Origin of the sequence: Amycolatopsis palatopharyngis, assembly GCF_003385185.1 — a bacterium.
In the GTDB taxonomy this organism is placed as follows: domain Bacteria; phylum Actinomycetota; class Actinomycetes; order Mycobacteriales; family Pseudonocardiaceae; genus Amycolatopsis; species Amycolatopsis palatopharyngis.
This window is the reverse complement of sequence record NZ_PQHZ01000002.1, coordinates 47,557-61,475: the sequence shown is the minus strand read 5'-3', so window position 1 is coordinate 61,475 and position 13,919 is coordinate 47,557. Positions and strand designations below refer to the sequence as shown.

General features: G+C 68.0%; 13 protein-coding genes. 6 read left to right on the top strand and 7 right to left on the bottom strand.

Annotated elements, in window-relative coordinates:
* The first annotated feature begins 90 nt into the window (after positions 1-90).
* Positions 91-480, top strand: coding sequence for an allophanate hydrolase-related protein (locus D0C15_RS01645; protein ID WP_116040701.1), 390 nt, complete (start codon positions 91-93; stop codon positions 478-480).
* On the opposite strand, the gene D0C15_RS01640 is transcribed toward D0C15_RS01645, so the two are convergent.
* Positions 450-2,021, bottom strand: coding sequence for a putative glycoside hydrolase (locus tag D0C15_RS01640; protein WP_116040635.1), 1,572 nt, complete (start codon positions 2,019-2,021; stop codon positions 450-452). The two genes, D0C15_RS01645 and D0C15_RS01640, sit on opposite strands and share 31 nt — an antisense overlap.
* A gap of 132 nt (positions 2,022-2,153) precedes the next feature.
* Here D0C15_RS01640 and D0C15_RS01635 point away from each other — a divergent pair, with 132 nt between their 5' ends.
* The gene (locus tag D0C15_RS01635; RefSeq protein ID WP_116040634.1) at positions 2,154-3,176 is read left to right on the top strand and encodes a polysaccharide deacetylase family protein; all 1,023 of its coding nucleotides are present in this window, start codon (positions 2,154-2,156) and stop codon (positions 3,174-3,176) included.
* Positions 3,177-3,185: 9 nt separating this feature from the next.
* Here the strand turns inward: D0C15_RS01635 and D0C15_RS01630 are convergent, their stop codons facing one another.
* The 4 genes from D0C15_RS01630 to D0C15_RS01615 form a co-directional block, all read right to left on the bottom strand.
* On the bottom strand, positions 3,186-5,210 hold the full coding sequence (locus tag D0C15_RS01630) for an NADPH-dependent 2,4-dienoyl-CoA reductase (protein WP_116040633.1): 2,025 nt from the start codon (positions 5,208-5,210) through the stop codon (positions 3,186-3,188).
* Between the two features lie 102 nt (positions 5,211-5,312).
* Positions 5,313-5,534, bottom strand: coding sequence for a hypothetical protein (locus tag D0C15_RS01625; protein ID WP_116040632.1), 222 nt, complete (start codon positions 5,532-5,534; stop codon positions 5,313-5,315).
* 11 nt (positions 5,535-5,545) lie between these two features.
* Complete coding sequence (locus D0C15_RS01620; RefSeq protein ID WP_116040700.1) at positions 5,546-6,682, bottom strand: fatty acid desaturase family protein; 1,137 nt, start codon at positions 6,680-6,682, stop codon at positions 5,546-5,548.
* Positions 6,683-6,755: 73 nt separating this feature from the next.
* Positions 6,756-7,865, bottom strand: a complete 1,110-nt coding sequence (locus D0C15_RS01615; RefSeq protein WP_116040631.1) for a ferredoxin reductase — start codon at positions 7,863-7,865, stop codon at positions 6,756-6,758.
* A 151-nt stretch (positions 7,866-8,016) separates the two neighbouring features.
* Here D0C15_RS01615 and D0C15_RS01610 point away from each other — a divergent pair, with 151 nt between their 5' ends.
* The 4 genes from D0C15_RS01610 (at position 8,017) to D0C15_RS01595 (ending at position 11,544) form a co-directional block, all read left to right on the top strand.
* Positions 8,017-8,649, top strand: a complete 633-nt coding sequence (locus D0C15_RS01610) for a TetR family transcriptional regulator (protein WP_116040699.1) — start codon at positions 8,017-8,019, stop codon at positions 8,647-8,649.
* A gap of 92 nt (positions 8,650-8,741) precedes the next feature.
* Complete coding sequence (locus D0C15_RS01605; protein WP_211323064.1) at positions 8,742-9,863, top strand: Re/Si-specific NAD(P)(+) transhydrogenase subunit alpha; 1,122 nt, start codon at positions 8,742-8,744, stop codon at positions 9,861-9,863.
* A complete protein-coding gene (locus D0C15_RS01600) occupies positions 9,863-10,162 on the top strand; it encodes an NAD(P) transhydrogenase subunit alpha part 2 (protein WP_116040629.1) in 300 nt (99 codons plus the stop codon). Before D0C15_RS01605 ends, D0C15_RS01600 begins: the two co-directional genes overlap by 1 nt.
* Positions 10,159-11,544 (top strand): NAD(P)(+) transhydrogenase (Re/Si-specific) subunit beta, encoded by a 1,386-nt coding sequence (locus tag D0C15_RS01595; RefSeq protein WP_116040628.1) that lies wholly within the window; start codon positions 10,159-10,161, stop codon positions 11,542-11,544. Before D0C15_RS01600 ends, D0C15_RS01595 begins: the two co-directional genes overlap by 4 nt.
* A 36-nt stretch (positions 11,545-11,580) precedes the next feature.
* On the opposite strand, the gene D0C15_RS01590 is transcribed toward D0C15_RS01595, so the two are convergent.
* Both D0C15_RS01590 and D0C15_RS01585 read right to left on the bottom strand, forming a co-directional pair.
* Positions 11,581-12,270 (bottom strand): histone-like nucleoid-structuring protein Lsr2, encoded by a 690-nt coding sequence (locus D0C15_RS01590; protein ID WP_116040627.1) that lies wholly within the window; start codon positions 12,268-12,270, stop codon positions 11,581-11,583.
* 232 nt (positions 12,271-12,502) lie between these two features.
* Complete coding sequence (locus D0C15_RS01585; RefSeq protein WP_116040626.1) at positions 12,503-13,873, bottom strand: hypothetical protein; 1,371 nt, start codon at positions 13,871-13,873, stop codon at positions 12,503-12,505.
* Between the last annotated feature and the right edge of the window lie 46 nt (positions 13,874-13,919).

Sequence of the window (13,919 nt, the reverse complement as noted above, 5' to 3'; positions counted from 1 at the left end):
GAGGGGGTGTGCCCGTGAGGCACGAACAGCGGGCGAACCGGTGACCGCATCACCCGACTCTTGACCAAGACGCTCGAGAAAGGGCTCGTGATGGCACTGATGTTCCTCAACGGTGGCGGGATGCGCGGTGGGCCGCTGCACGAACAGTTGCAGGGCGCGCCCCTGCTGTGTGTCGCGCGCAGTGCGCCCAGGTACCGGTACTTCTCCGTCGGCGACCGGTTCCCGGCCATGTACGAGGTCGCCGAGGGCGGGGGCAGTGTGCTCGGCGAGGTCTACGACCTGCCCCTGGCCGTTCTGCGGGAGCACCTGATTCCGGCCGAGCCGCCCGAACTGGAGATCGGTGTCATCGAACTCTCCGATGGCGCTTCGTGTCTCGCCACCGTACTGCGTCAGTCGTTCGTGGACAGTCCGGAGCTGGTGGACATCACGGCCTACGGGGACTGGCGGGCCTACCGTGGGACGAGTGCCTCCGGATCGTAACGGCAGCTCGCGTCCCACAGCAGGAACGACTGGATCCCGGCGTCCGCCGCCGCCTTGATCTGTGCCCTGATCTCCTCCGGACCGTAGGCCTCACCGAGACTGAACGCCTGCAGCCACGGGATGACGGCCGTCGAGCCGTCCCCCTTGGCCGCCAGCTTGGCGAAGTCCTGCAGCGACCGTTTGGTGATCGCGTACGGCTCGCTTTCCGGGTTGGCGACTCCGTACTCGCCCGGGCCCCAATGCGACGGGTACACCATGGGCGCGACGTAGTCGGCGTGCTCGGACATGGCTGGAATGTCCTGGGCTATCTGGGTCGGGCGGGTGGCGGCGATTCCGAAGACCGAGACACCGAGCAGCGCCCCGTGCCGGTGGACGACGGGGCGGGTCTGCCCGACGAAGTCCGCGACCGCCTGTTCGGGAGTCGTGGTGATCCCTGGGAAGCGCATCTGCGCGATCGCGCCGTCCGGGCGGCGGATGTAGTCGTACAGGATCTCGTCGAATCCCAGTTTGGCGGCCTCCTCGGCGATCGCCACGTTGTACGCGCGCACGTCGGGGTTGGCGAAGTTGGTGAACGCGTACTCGCCGTACCCGCCCGTCCACGGGGTGCCGTTCGCCCGTTGCACGACCCGGTCCCGGTGCCCGTTCTCCCAGGAGTGCTTGCCGAGAATCGGATCCCGGAACGCCACTATCCTGCCCACCACCCGGACGCCGGCCTGGTGCAGCTGGTCGAGTGCGGCCCTGGCGTCGTAGTGGTCGCGGGTCGCGCCGATCTCCCGTGCGAGCGGGACCGCGGACTGGTAGCCGATCTCCCCGCTCTCGTCCTTGATGTCCAGTTGGACCGTGTCGATGCGCTTCTCCCTGGCCAGCTGCAGTACCGGGTCGCGCAGCGAAGGGGCACTCCATGCGCTCGCGCTCATGTGCACGGCGCGCATTCCGGGGTGGCGTACGGGAATGCCCATCTCCTCGGTCGCGGCGTTGCCGGCCTTGTCCCTGGCCTCGACGGTGACGGTGGTGGTTCCGGGTTCGGTGCGCGCGGTGAAGGTGCCGTCCTCGGCCAGGGGCACCGGTTTGCCCTGTACGTGTACGGAGGAAGCCTTACCCGCGCTGCCGTGGACCTGGGCCGCGACGTTCGGTTCTACCGGTTCCACGGGGTTGACCGACAGTTCGGGTGGAGTCCTGTCCACGGAGAAGATGCGCAGCGACTCGCCTGCTGGAAGTGCGGCGATCCGGTGCGGGAGCCGCACCACGAGGGTGTGCACGCCCTCGGCGAGTTCCGGTGCGTTCAGCCGCAGCAGATCGCCTTCCCGCTCGACCGGTGCCGCCGCTCCGTCGAGCAGGACCTCGGCGCGTTCGATGTCGCCGCTCGTGCTGATGGTGACCTCGTCCAGCACAGCCGGGGTGACGATGTCGCCGTTGCCGAGCGCGGTCACGGAGACGTCGGGTCGCATCGTGATCGCCACCGACACGACGGCCGCCGCGGCGGCCAGTACCGCGGCGGCGAGAACGAGCAGGGTGCTCCGGACAAAGGAACTCGACGCCATCACTCCACCTCCGGTCTCGCGCGGTCGTGCTGTCCGAGTACCCGTAGGACGACGTTTTCCCACCGATCGGCGAGATCCCCCCGGTCGAGTGATTGGACTGCGTGGCGGAGGTCCCGCTCTTACGTTGCTGGTATGGGCATTCCTCGGCTGATCGCCTCGGCGACGACAGTGCTGCTCCTGACCGGCTGCGGCGGAGGCCTGTCCCCACCGGTCGAGGAGCTGGTCGGATCCAGCAGCCCCGCGCCGGCCTCCGGGGACCAACAGCCTCCGGTCGCCGCCGTGCGACCCGCGGACGTACGAGCGAACGAACTCGGTGTGGTTCCGGTGCTGATGTACCACCGGATCATCGCGAAACCGAGTTCGGTCTACGACCGCACGCCCGCGGATTTCAGGGCCGAACTCGAACGGCTGGCGCGGACGGACTACGTGCCGATCACCACAGCGGACTTCGTCACTGGAAAGATCGACATTCCCGCCGGCAAGCACCCCGTGGTGCTGACATTCGACGACGGTGACCCCAGTACGTTCGCCCTCGGCCAGGACGGCGAGCCCGCGAAGGGAACGGCCGTGCGAATCCTCCAGGAGGTGGCCGCCGCGAATCCGGGTTTTCGTCCCGTCGCGAGCTTCTACATCAACGCCGATCCGTTCGGAGGCGGTGCCGCGGGCCGAGAGGCACTGGCCTGGTTGCACGGCCACGGCTTCGAGATCGGCAACCACACATACGGGCACACGAATCTGAGCTCGGTCTCGGACGGCGAAGCACGGCAGGACATCGCACGCGGTGACGAGGCGATTCGGCAGGCGCTGCCCGGCTACCGCCCCACCACGCTGGCACTGCCGTTCGGCGCGCGGTCCGGGACGGACGGACTCGTGCTGCGCGGGACGGGGTACGACTACGCCGGTGCGCTGCTCGTCGGCGCGAACCCGGCTCCTTCGCCGTACTCGGTGGACTTCGATCCGGAGGCCATCCCGCGGATTCGATCCCAGGGCGCGGACGGCGAGGAGGCGAAGTACGGCTCGACGGTCTGGCTCGACGAACTCGAGGCCGATCCCGGCGGCCGCTACACCTCCGATGGGGACCCGAAGGTCATTTCCTATCCGGAGGGCACCGGATCGCCCGCCGAGCGGTTCGCGGCGAGGGCCGTGGCCTACTGAGCCGCTGCCCTACAGCGTGATCGCGAGCCGGGTCGCCTGGTCGATCGCCCGCTTCGCGTCCAGTTCGGCGGCCACGTCGGCGCCACCCACGAGATGCGTGCGCACCCCGGCGGCTCGCAGATCCCCGGCCAGATCGCGCAGCGGCTCCTGGCCCGTGCAGACCACGACGTTGTCGACGGCGAGTACGCGCTGCTCCGCCCCGACCTCCAGATGCAGACCCTCGTCGTCGATCCGGCGGTAACCGGCGCCGGTGATCATCTCGACCTGCTTGTTCCGCAGCGTCGTCCGGTGCACCCATCCCGAGGTCTTGCCCAGTCCCGCGCCCATCTTGCTGGTCTTTCGCTGAATCAGATACACCTGGCGTGGCGAGGACGGCGCCGCCCGCGTCACCCCTTCGACACCGCCCCTGGCCATCTCCGGATCGCCGACACCCCAGTCCGCACGCCACCGTTTGACGTCGAGTGCGGAACTGTCCGTGCTGGTGAGAAACTCACAGACGTCGAAGCCGATACCACCCGCGCCGATGACGGCCACCCTGCGGCCCACCCGCGCACCACGTAGAACATCCACATAGGACAAGACGGTCGGGTGGTCGACCCCGGGGATCGCGGGCGTGCGGGGTACGACGCCGGTAGCGAGCAGTACCTCGTCGAAACCGTCTTCGCGTAGCTGCGAGGTATCCACTCTGTGACCGAGCCGCAGGCTGACTCCGAGCAGGTCCAGCTGCCTGGCGAAGTACCGCACGGTTTCGTGGAACTCCTCCTTGCCGGGAATGCGTTTCGCGAGGTTGAACTGGCCGCCGATCTCCTCGGCGGCCTCGAACAGGGTCACCGTGTGGCCACGCCGCGCCAGGGTGGTCGCGGCGGCGAGCCCAGCGGGTCCCGCGCCGACGACCGCGATCCGGCGCGGCGGCGTCGCGGGGCGCAGCACCAGCTGTGTCTCGTGAGCCGCCCGGGGATTGACCAGGCAGGTCGCCGTGCGGTGCCGGAAAACGTGGTCCAGGCAGGCCTGGTTGCAGGCGATGCACGTGTTGATCTCGTCAGCGCGGCCCTCGGTGGACTTGGCCACCCATTCCGGATCTGCCAGCAGCGGGCGGGCCAGCGACACCAGGTCGGCCTCGCCGCGTGCGAGTACGCCCTCGGCGACATCCGGCATGTTGATCCGGTTCGAGGCGATCACCGGGATCGACAGGTGTGGGCGCAGCTTGCCGGTGAGGTCGGCGAACGCGGCGCGCGGGACGGAGGTGACGATCGTCGGCACCCTCGCCTCATGCCAGCCGATGCCGCTGTTGATCAGGGTGGCGCCCGCGTTCTGCACGGCCAGTGCCAGCTCCACCACCTCGTCCCAGCTCTGTCCGCTGGGTACGAGGTCGAGCAGGGAGAGCCGGTAGACGATGATGAAGTCCTCGCCGACCGCGGCCCGCACCTGCCGGACGATCTCCACGGGCAGCCGCATCCGGTTCGCCCAGCTACCGCCCCACTCGTCGCGGCGACGGTTCGTGCGGGCGGCGAGGAACTGGTTGATCAGGTACCCCTCGGAGCCCATGATCTCGACGCCGTCGTAGCCGGCCTTCCTGGCCAGCGCGGCGCAGCGGGCGAAGTCGGCGATCGTGGCGCGGATCCCGCGCCCGCTGAGGGCTCGTGGACGAAAAGGTGTGATCGGGGACTTCACCGTGGACGCCGAAACACTCAGCGGGTGGTAGGCATATCGCCCGGCATGCAGGATCTGCAGCGCGATCTTGCCGCCCGCCGCTTGCACGGCCGAGGTCACCCGCCGGTGTGTCCGCGCCTCTCGCTCCGAGGTCAGGGAGGCACCGAACGGCAGCAGCCAGCCCGTGCGGTTGGGGGAGTACCCGCCGGTGATGATCAGCCCCGTACCGCCGCGGGCGCGTTCGGCGAAGTACTCGGCGAGGCGTCCGGTATCCCTGGCGCGGTCCTCGAGACCGGTGTGCATCGACCCCATGACCACGCGATTGCGCAGCGTGGTGAAACCCAGATCCAGCGGCTGCGACAGGTGCGGAAACGGCTCGCTCATCTCCCTACCCTAACCTACTCGCCAGTAGGTTAGGGTAGGGAACATGTCCCCAATGTGGCATTGGGGTACTTCAACGTCCCCAATGCCACATTGGGGACATCCTCAGCCTTGGTCGGGGGACTCGCGAGGGGCGCGCAGCTCGTCGGCTTGGGCGCGCTGAGCAGCCTCGCGCATCTCGATCAGGTCGGTCAGCCAGTCGCCGGTCTCCCTGGCGACGTCGCGGACCGCGCCGGTCACGATGGTCGCGATGTTGCCGATGTGCGTCGCTGCCGACTCGGTCAGCTCCTGCACGGTGTCCTTCTGGCTCTCGAACCGACCCACCATGTTCGTAATCCTTACGCAGCCGTGCGTGCCTTGTCGCGGTCCAGGGTAGAGCCAGCGTCGTCCGGTCCGCTCGGAGCGACGTTCCCGCGAACGCCCGGCAGCGCGAGCTTGACGAGTTTCTTCGCCACCGAGCCGAGCTGCCTGCCCAGCGAGCCGGTGTTGTACGGCAGGCCGTACTTCTCGCAGATCGCCCGCACCTCGTCGGCGATCTGCGGGTACCGCCGTGCCGGGATGTCGGGGAACAGGTGGTGCTCGATCTGGTGCGAGAGGTTGCCGGAGAGGATGTGGAACAGCTTTCCTCCGGAAATGTTGGCCGAACCGAGAATCTGCCGGAGATACCACTGACCCCGTGTCTCGTTCTCGGTCTCCTCCTCGGTGAAACTTTCGACATCCGCGGGGAAGTGGCCGCAGAAGATGATCGAGAACGCCCACAGGTTGCGCGTCAGGTTCGCCGTCGCGTTGCCGAGGAAGGTCAGCGGCGCGAGCGGGCCGGTCAGCAGCGGGAACAGGACGTAGTCCTTACCGATCTGCCGGGAGGCCTTGCGGATCATCTTCTCCCGCGCCTCCTTGGTGTCGGCCCAGGTGCGCTCACCCTTGACGATCCGCTCGAACTCCAGGTCGTGCAGCATGACGCCCCACTGGAAGAACACCGCGAGCAGTACCGCGTACACCGGATTGCCGAGGTAGTACGGGTGCCACTTCTGCTCGGGATCGATCCGCAGAACGCCGTAGCCGATGTCGCGGTCTTTGTCGAGGATGTTCGTGTAGGTGTGGTGGATGTAGTTGTGCGAATGCCGCCAGTTCTCCGCGGGGGCCACCGTGTCCCACTCGAACTTCTGTGAACTCAGCGCCGGGTCCCGCGTCCAGTCGTACTGGCCGTGCATGACGTTGTGGCCGATCTCCATGTTGTCCAGGATCTTGGACAGCGAGAGCGCGCCGACCCCGGCGATCCACGCGGGCGGGAAGAAGCCGGCGAACAGCAGACCTCTGCCGAGGATCTCCAGTCCGCGCTGGGTCTTGATGACGTTGTGGATGTAGTCGACATCCTCCTTGCCGAGGTCGGCCACGACCCGCTGCCGGATGGTGTCCAGTTCGCGGCCGAATTCCTCGACCTGTTCGGGGGTGAGTCGGTCCTGCAGTCCAGTCATGGTGGGCCCTTCTTCGCAGTAGTCGGTCGTCGTCGAGTACTCGGTGTGCTGTCCAGTTCTCGCCACGCCGTACTCAGGCGTTGATCTCGACGTCCCCGACGGGAACGGAGATACACAGCTGAATCTCTTCGTTCTCCTCTTCGGACATCTCGCCGGAGAGGGCGTTGCGTACGCAGCCAGTGGTCTTCACCTTGGTGCAGGAAAAGCAGATCCCCATCCGGCAGCCGTGCTCCGGGCGGAGGCCGGCGTCCTCGGCCTGTTCGAGGATCGGCTTGCCGGAGTTCTGTGCCTCGGCGCCACTGTGGGCGAAGCGAAGCGTGCCGACGGCGTCGCCGGTGTCGAGCATGAGTTTGGGCGGGGTGAACTCTTCGGTGTGCAGGTGTTCGCTCAAACCCTCCTTGGCGAATACCGAGCGGACGGAGTCCATCAGTGGAGTGGGTCCGCACAGGTAGGTCTGCGCCTCGGTGTACCAGGGTGCGGCGCTGCGCAGATGCCGCGCGGAGAAGAACCCGTGCAGATCGGCGCCCCGCTTCGCGTGGGTGTAGGCGATGGCGACCCGCGTCCTGCCGTGCTCGGTCGCCAGCGCGGCCAGTTCCCGCCGGTAGAGCACGTTGTCGGCCGTGTTGGCGTAGTGCAGGAAGGTGATCTCCCCCGGATACCCCTCGTCCACCAGTGTGCGCAGCATCGACAGCACCGGCGTGATTCCGCTGCCGCCGCTGATCAGCAGCACCTTCTCCGGTCGCGGCTGCGGCATCGTGAAGCCGCCGTCGGGCTGGGAGAGTCCGAGGACCATTCCTGGCGCGGCGTTCTCTTGCAGGTGGCGGGAGACCAGTCCCTGGGGATCCGCCTTGATCGTGAGTTCGAGCCTGCCGTCGGGGCGCCGCTCGGAACAGGCTGGGGAGTAGCAGCGGGTCCGGCGCACACCGTCGATGTCCACCGAGACGCGCACGTACTGCCCCGCGCTGAAGCCGCGCCAGGCCCGGCTGGGGCGGATCGTGAGGGTGACGGTGTCGGCCGTCTGGTGCCGTACCTCGGTGACGACCCCGCGGATCTCCCTGCGCACCAGCATCGGGTCGAGGAGTTCGAGGTAACGGTCCATTCCGTGCGGGGTGAGCAGCGCCTCGGCGATCGAGGCCAGCTTGCCCGCTCCCCGCCGTGTCCGTTTCGGCAGCAGCGCTGTCATGACATCTCCCACATCGGTGCCCGGGTTGGCAGGCGTCCTTGTATTACAGTGAACACTTGTACACTCACTAGTGGAGTGTATGTCCACGACAGCTGTCAACCGGAGAGGGAGGTGATGTGACGTGAGCAATACCGCAAGTACGGTTGCGGTCGTGTCCACCGAGTCCGTGAGCCGTCAGGAACGTAAGCAGCGCACCAGACAGGCGCTGCTGAACTCGGCGCTGGAGCTGCTGGCGGACCGTGGGTTCGCCAGCTTGAGCCTGCGCGAGGTCACCAAACGGGCCGGAATCGTGCCCACCGCGTTCTACCGGCACTTCGAGTCGATGGACGAGCTCGGCGTGGCGCTGGTCGAGGAGGCCATGCGGACCCTGCGCAGGATGATCCGGGCGGCCCGCGACGACGTCACCAGTTACGCCGGGCTGATCCACGCCTCCGTGGCCATCCTGTTCGAGCACGTCCGCGCGCACGAGGAGCACTTCCGCTTCCTCACCAGGGAACGCTACGGCGGGGCCGGTCCCGTGCAGCAGGCGATCAGCACCGAACTCAGGCTGTTCGCCAGCGAACTCGCGGTCGATCTGGCCCGCTTCGACTACCTGCGCGAGTGGACCACCGAGGACCTGCACATGATGGCCGACCTGATCGTCACGGCCATGCTGTCGACCGTGGTCGAACTGATCGAGGCGCGGCCCCGCGACGCGGAGACCGACGAACGGATCGTGCGCACCGCCCGCAAACGCCTCCGGCTCATCGTGCTCGGCGCCGCCAGCTGGCGCAGTAAGCCCTGACAGAGTTCGCAAACAGCCCTTGAGTCGCTGCCGCGAGCCGGTGTCGTCGTGGTAAACCTGGTGATCGCGATTACAGTGACGGAGGTCTCGTGGTGGTGGATACCGGCTCGCTCACGGTCGGGGTGGTACGCGAGTCAAGATCGGGCGAAACGCGCGTCGCACTCGTGCCCAAACTCGTCGAACGGCTGCGCGGCCGGGGTCTTCGCATTGTCGTGGAGTCCGGAGCGGGGGCAAGTGCCCGGCTGGCGGACGAACTCTACGAGCAGGCGGGGGCGAGCATCGGCGACGCGTGGGCCGCTGACGTCGTGCTCAAAGTCGCTCCGCCGACCCCGGACGAGGTGGGCAAGCTTTCGCGAGGAACCGTCCTGATCGGATTCCTCGCGCCACTGTCCGATGTAGAAGGGGTGCGCGCTCTGGAGGAGGCGGGCGTGACCGCGTTCGCGGTGGAGTCGATTCCACGGATCTCCAGGGCACAGGCGATGGACGCCCTGTCCTCACAGAGCAGTGTCTCCGGCTACCGCGCCGTGCTGCTCGCCGCACAGCGATTGCCCCGGTTCTTCCCGATGCTCACCACAGCCGCGGGGACCGTGCCGCCGGCGAAGGTACTGGTGCTCGGCGCGGGAGTGGCCGGTTTGCAGGCACTCGCGACGGCCAAACGCCTCGGTGCCCGGCCCACCGGATACGACGTCCGGCCGGAGGTCGCCGAACAGGTGCGCTCGGTGGGTGCCCAGTGGCTCGATCTGGGGATCGAAGCCGTTGGCGAGGGTGGCTACGCCCGCGAACTCACCGAGGAGGAGCGAGCCGAGCAAAAGCGCAGGCTGAGCGAGGCGATCACCGGGTTCGACGCGGTCGTCACCACTGCCCTTGTTCCCGGCCGCACGGCTCCCACCTTGGTCACCGCCGACGCCGTGCGGGGTATGCGGCCGGGCAGTGTCGTGGTCGACCTCGCGGGTGAGTCCGGTGGCAACTGCGAACTCACCGAACCCGGCGCCGAGATCGTCGCGCATGACGTCACGATCTGCGCGCCGCTGAACCTGCCCGCCGAGATGCCCGAACACGCCAGCGAGCTGTACTCCAGGAACCTGACCGAGCTGCTCGAATTGCTCGTCGACGCCGAGGGCGGACTCTCGCTGGACTTCTCCGATGAGGTCGTCGCGGGTGCCTGTGTCGCTGGTGCGGCCCCCGAGGTGCCCGAGACGAAGGGGAACGACTGATGCTCATCCAGAATCTCGCGATCCTGGTGCTGGCCGGCTTCGTCGGCTTCGCCGTGATCTCCAAGGTGCCCAACACCCTGCACACACCCTTGATGTCGGGCACCAACGCGATCCACGGGATCGTGCTGCTCGGCGGGTTGATCGTGCTGGGACTCGGCGCCGAGGGGGTGCTGAACAAGGTGTTGCTGGTGATCGCGATCGCCTTCGGCACGATTAATGTCGTCGGCGGGTTCCTGGTGACCGACCGGATGCTGGCGATGTTCAAACAGAAGAAGCCCGAGGACGGGGCAGGCTCATGAGCAGTGCCGTCGGTGTCCTGTACATCATCGCGTTCGCCCTGTTCATCTACGGATTGATGGGCCTGACCGGGCCACGTACGGCCGTACGTGGCAACTGGATAGCCGCGGTGGGCATGGCCATCGCGGTGATCGCCACACTGTTGCTGCCCGGCATGGGCAACTGGTGGCTGATCGCACTGGGTATCGCGATCGGTGCGCTGGTCGGAGTGCCCGCGGCCCGTAAGGTCAAGATGACCGCGATGCCACAGATGGTGGCGCTCTTCAACGGGGTCGGCGGCGGGGCCGTCGCACTCATCGCGTGGGTGGAGTTCCGGACCACCGACGCTTACGCGCACGAACCCCGCTACGTGGCCATCGCGTCGTTGTTCGCCGCGATCGTCGGCTCGGTGTCCTTCTGGGGCTCCAACATCGCGTTCGGCAAACTGCAGGAGCTCATTCCCGGCCGTTCCGTCACCCTCGGCAGGTTGCAGCAGCCGCTCAACGCGCTACTGCTGCTCGCGGCACTGGCCTGCGCGGTGGTGATCGCCGCAGGCGGTGACGGCGAGCTGCTGATGATCGTCCTGTTGCTCGCCGCAGCGGCTTTCGGCGTCATGGTCGTGCTGCCGATCGGCGGCGCGGACATGCCCGTGGTGATCTCGCTGCTCAACGCCCTCACCGGGCTGTCGGCCGCGGCGATGGGGCTGGCGCTGGACAACACTGCGTTGATCGTCGCCGGCATGATCGTGGGTGCTTCGGGTTCGATCCTGACCAATCTCATGGCCAAGGCGATGAATCGTTCGATTCCGGCGATCGTCGGCGGTGGCTTCGGCGGAACGACCGGCACGACGGGCGGGACCAAGACGGAGGACAGGCCGGTTCGCCGGACGAGCGCTGCCGACACCGCGATCCAGATGGCCTACGCGGGCCGGGTCGTGGTCGTGCCCGGATACGGGATGGCGGTGGCGCAGGCGCAGCACGCGGTGCGGGAGATGGCCGACCTGCTGGAGGCCAAGGGGATCACGGTGTCCTATGCGATCCATCCGGTCGCCGGCCGGATGCCGGGGCATATGAACGTGTTGCTCGCCGAGGCCGACGTGCCCTACGACCAGCTCAAGGAGATGGACGAGAGCAACTCCGAGTTTCCCCAGACCGACGTCGCACTGGTGATCGGCGCCAACGACGTGACCAACCCCGCGGCCGAGACGGATCCGGGCTCGCCCATCTACGGCATGCCGATCCTCAAGGTGAACACCAGCAGGTCGGTGATCGTGCTGAAGCGTTCGATGAGTTCCGGTTTCGCCGGGATCGACAACGATCTCTTCTACGACGCCAGGACGAGCATGCTCTTCGGGGACGCCAAGTCCTCGGTCGGTGAGATCGTCGAGGAGCTCAAGGGCCTGTGAACCGCCCGGCGGAGCCGGCCTGAGCGAGTGAGCCGCTCAGGCCAGGTTCGCCGCGGAGAAGGTGACCGGCGGCGCCTTTCGGGGCGTCCGCCGCGCCTTTGGCGGCTGTGCCGCCTTCGCCGGTGTTGCCGCGGCGGACATCGAGGCCTTTGCGGACTTTGAGGTCTTCGCGGGACTGGCCTTCGTGGTCTTCGGCGCCTTCGGAGTCTTCGAGGCCTTGGCGTCCTTGGCGGCCGGCTTCGTGGCAGCGCCCTGAGTGGCGGCGCGCTTGGTGGCCGACGTCTTGGTGGCGGACGCCTTCGCGGACGGAGCTTTCGCGGCCGGTGCCTTCGTGGCGGACGTCTTCGTTGAGGACGTCTTCACGGACGCGGTTTTCTTGGCCGTCTTCGCGGGTGCGGCCTTGACCGCTGTGGACTTGCGCGCGGCGGTCTTGTTCCCTGCCTTCGCCGTCGGCTTTTCGGTGCTCGCCTTCGCCGTGCTCGTCTTCGAGGTGCCTGCCCGCGTGCCACGGCTGCGGGGCTTGGCGTAGGCGCGCGGTGCACGTTTACGGCCACCGACGCGCCTTCCGTGCTCGACGTAGTCGTCGAACACCGCGCGCAGCGCCTTGGCGTTCGCGCCGGAGAGGTCGATGTCGTACTGGACACCGTCCAGTGCGAATCGGACGGACTCTGCGGCAGGCTCACCGTCGAGATCGTCCAGGACGTGAACCGCCTTGCTCTTGGCCACGAAGACCTCCCCCGTGCTCGATTGTTGATCATGGTAACCGGCACGGTTACGACCTCGTCGAAGTACAACCGCCGAATTTCCAGCTTCCTGCGAAAGGATACCTCCCTGTCTCCCGAATCCCGTGTGGGGAGCCGGATTCGCGTCAGAGGTGCGGCAGCCCACATCGAAGGTCCCGCCGGAGATGTGTCCTAATTGGACAGGGTAGGGGACCGTGCCGGCAGGAGCCGGGGGCTCAGGGGGTGAGCGGGACGACGAGCCCGGCGTCGGCGGCCCGCGCGAGAGCCGGGTCGAGCGGGTCCGAGGCACCGTCCGCCCAGCCCGCCTGAACGATGCGCACATCGGTCGCGCCGGTCTCGCTCGCGTAGGCGGCGCCGGCGAAACCCGGCTCTGGTGGTGCCCACTGGCCGGTCTCGGCAGCGAGGTCCACCATCGCGCCGTTGCCGGGAGTGTCGGACAGGCGCCTGATCTCCTCCGGCCGAACCTCTCCGGAGAATCTGAGTTCGGCGACGGACACGGCGATGCGCCTGCCGTTTTTCGTCGTGGTGAAGCTCCCCCTGGTCAGGCCGGCGCACTCCTGTGAGCGCAGTGCTCGCTGGAGTTCGCCGGTCGCGTGCGGCGCGCAGGTGGTGGACTCGGCAACCGCCACCGTGGTCAGTGGCAGACCGTCGATCATCCGCACAACCGGTTCGGCCTGCTGGTCGGAGGCATCCGCAGCCTCATCGCCACCGCTGGTGGCCGCCAGCACGACGGCCACGACCACGAGCGCCAGGAGCAGTCCGAACGCGGCGAACGGCAGCCAGCGCGCGATGGCGGGTTTCTCGGCACCGGGGGTGGACAGTTGTGGTGGCCGTGGAGCGGCCAATGGGCCGGGCGTCGCCGAGGTGGTGGCGGCGGCGGGGTCGCCCGGCGGACGAGGAGCGGGTGGGGCCGGCGCCGGGGCCTGCTCCTCCGCGTTCGGCCGCGGCTGGGGAGCCGGATGTGAAACCTGTGCCGACGCCTGCGCGGGGAAGCCCTCGGCGATCAGCAGGTTCGCTTCCTGTTCCTGCGTGTCCGGGGCAAGTGTGTTCAGCAGTTGCCGAACCACGGGCACCGGCATCGGCTCCCGCGCGGTGGTCAACGACACGATCGCGGCCAGCATGCTGGCCGGTGTCGGGTGCAGCACGCGGACTCTGCCGGCAAGGTCGGCAGCGGGTTGCTCCACCTTCCCGACGTACGGCCCGACCGCCACGACCGTGCCGATGGCGGGGGAGGCGCCAGCCACCGCCCGTATCCGCTCCTCGACGGCCGCCGCGATCGCCAGGGCGTCGGTGGCCGGATTGACGGCGTCGTCGGTGCGCACGAGCGGCCAGCCGTCGGCCTTCCACCTGTCCCGCAGTGGGGCGTCGAGGCGGACGGCGGGATCCGGCAGGTCCACCCCGACCACGATCACGATTCCGTCCGGGCGCAACACGATCGCGTCCACCGGTTCGGTACAGCCCTCGGGGCGTGCGCCGATGAGCGCGATGCCGCCGATCACCGTGCTTCCCCGCCCGAGCGCGGTCAGTGCGGCACGAACGTCCTCGGAGACCACCGCTGATCGTCGGGCGAGCCGGACCAGTCGCACCCGAGCCTCCCAAATCGGTTGTTGTCTCTACACGCTAGTGCGCCGG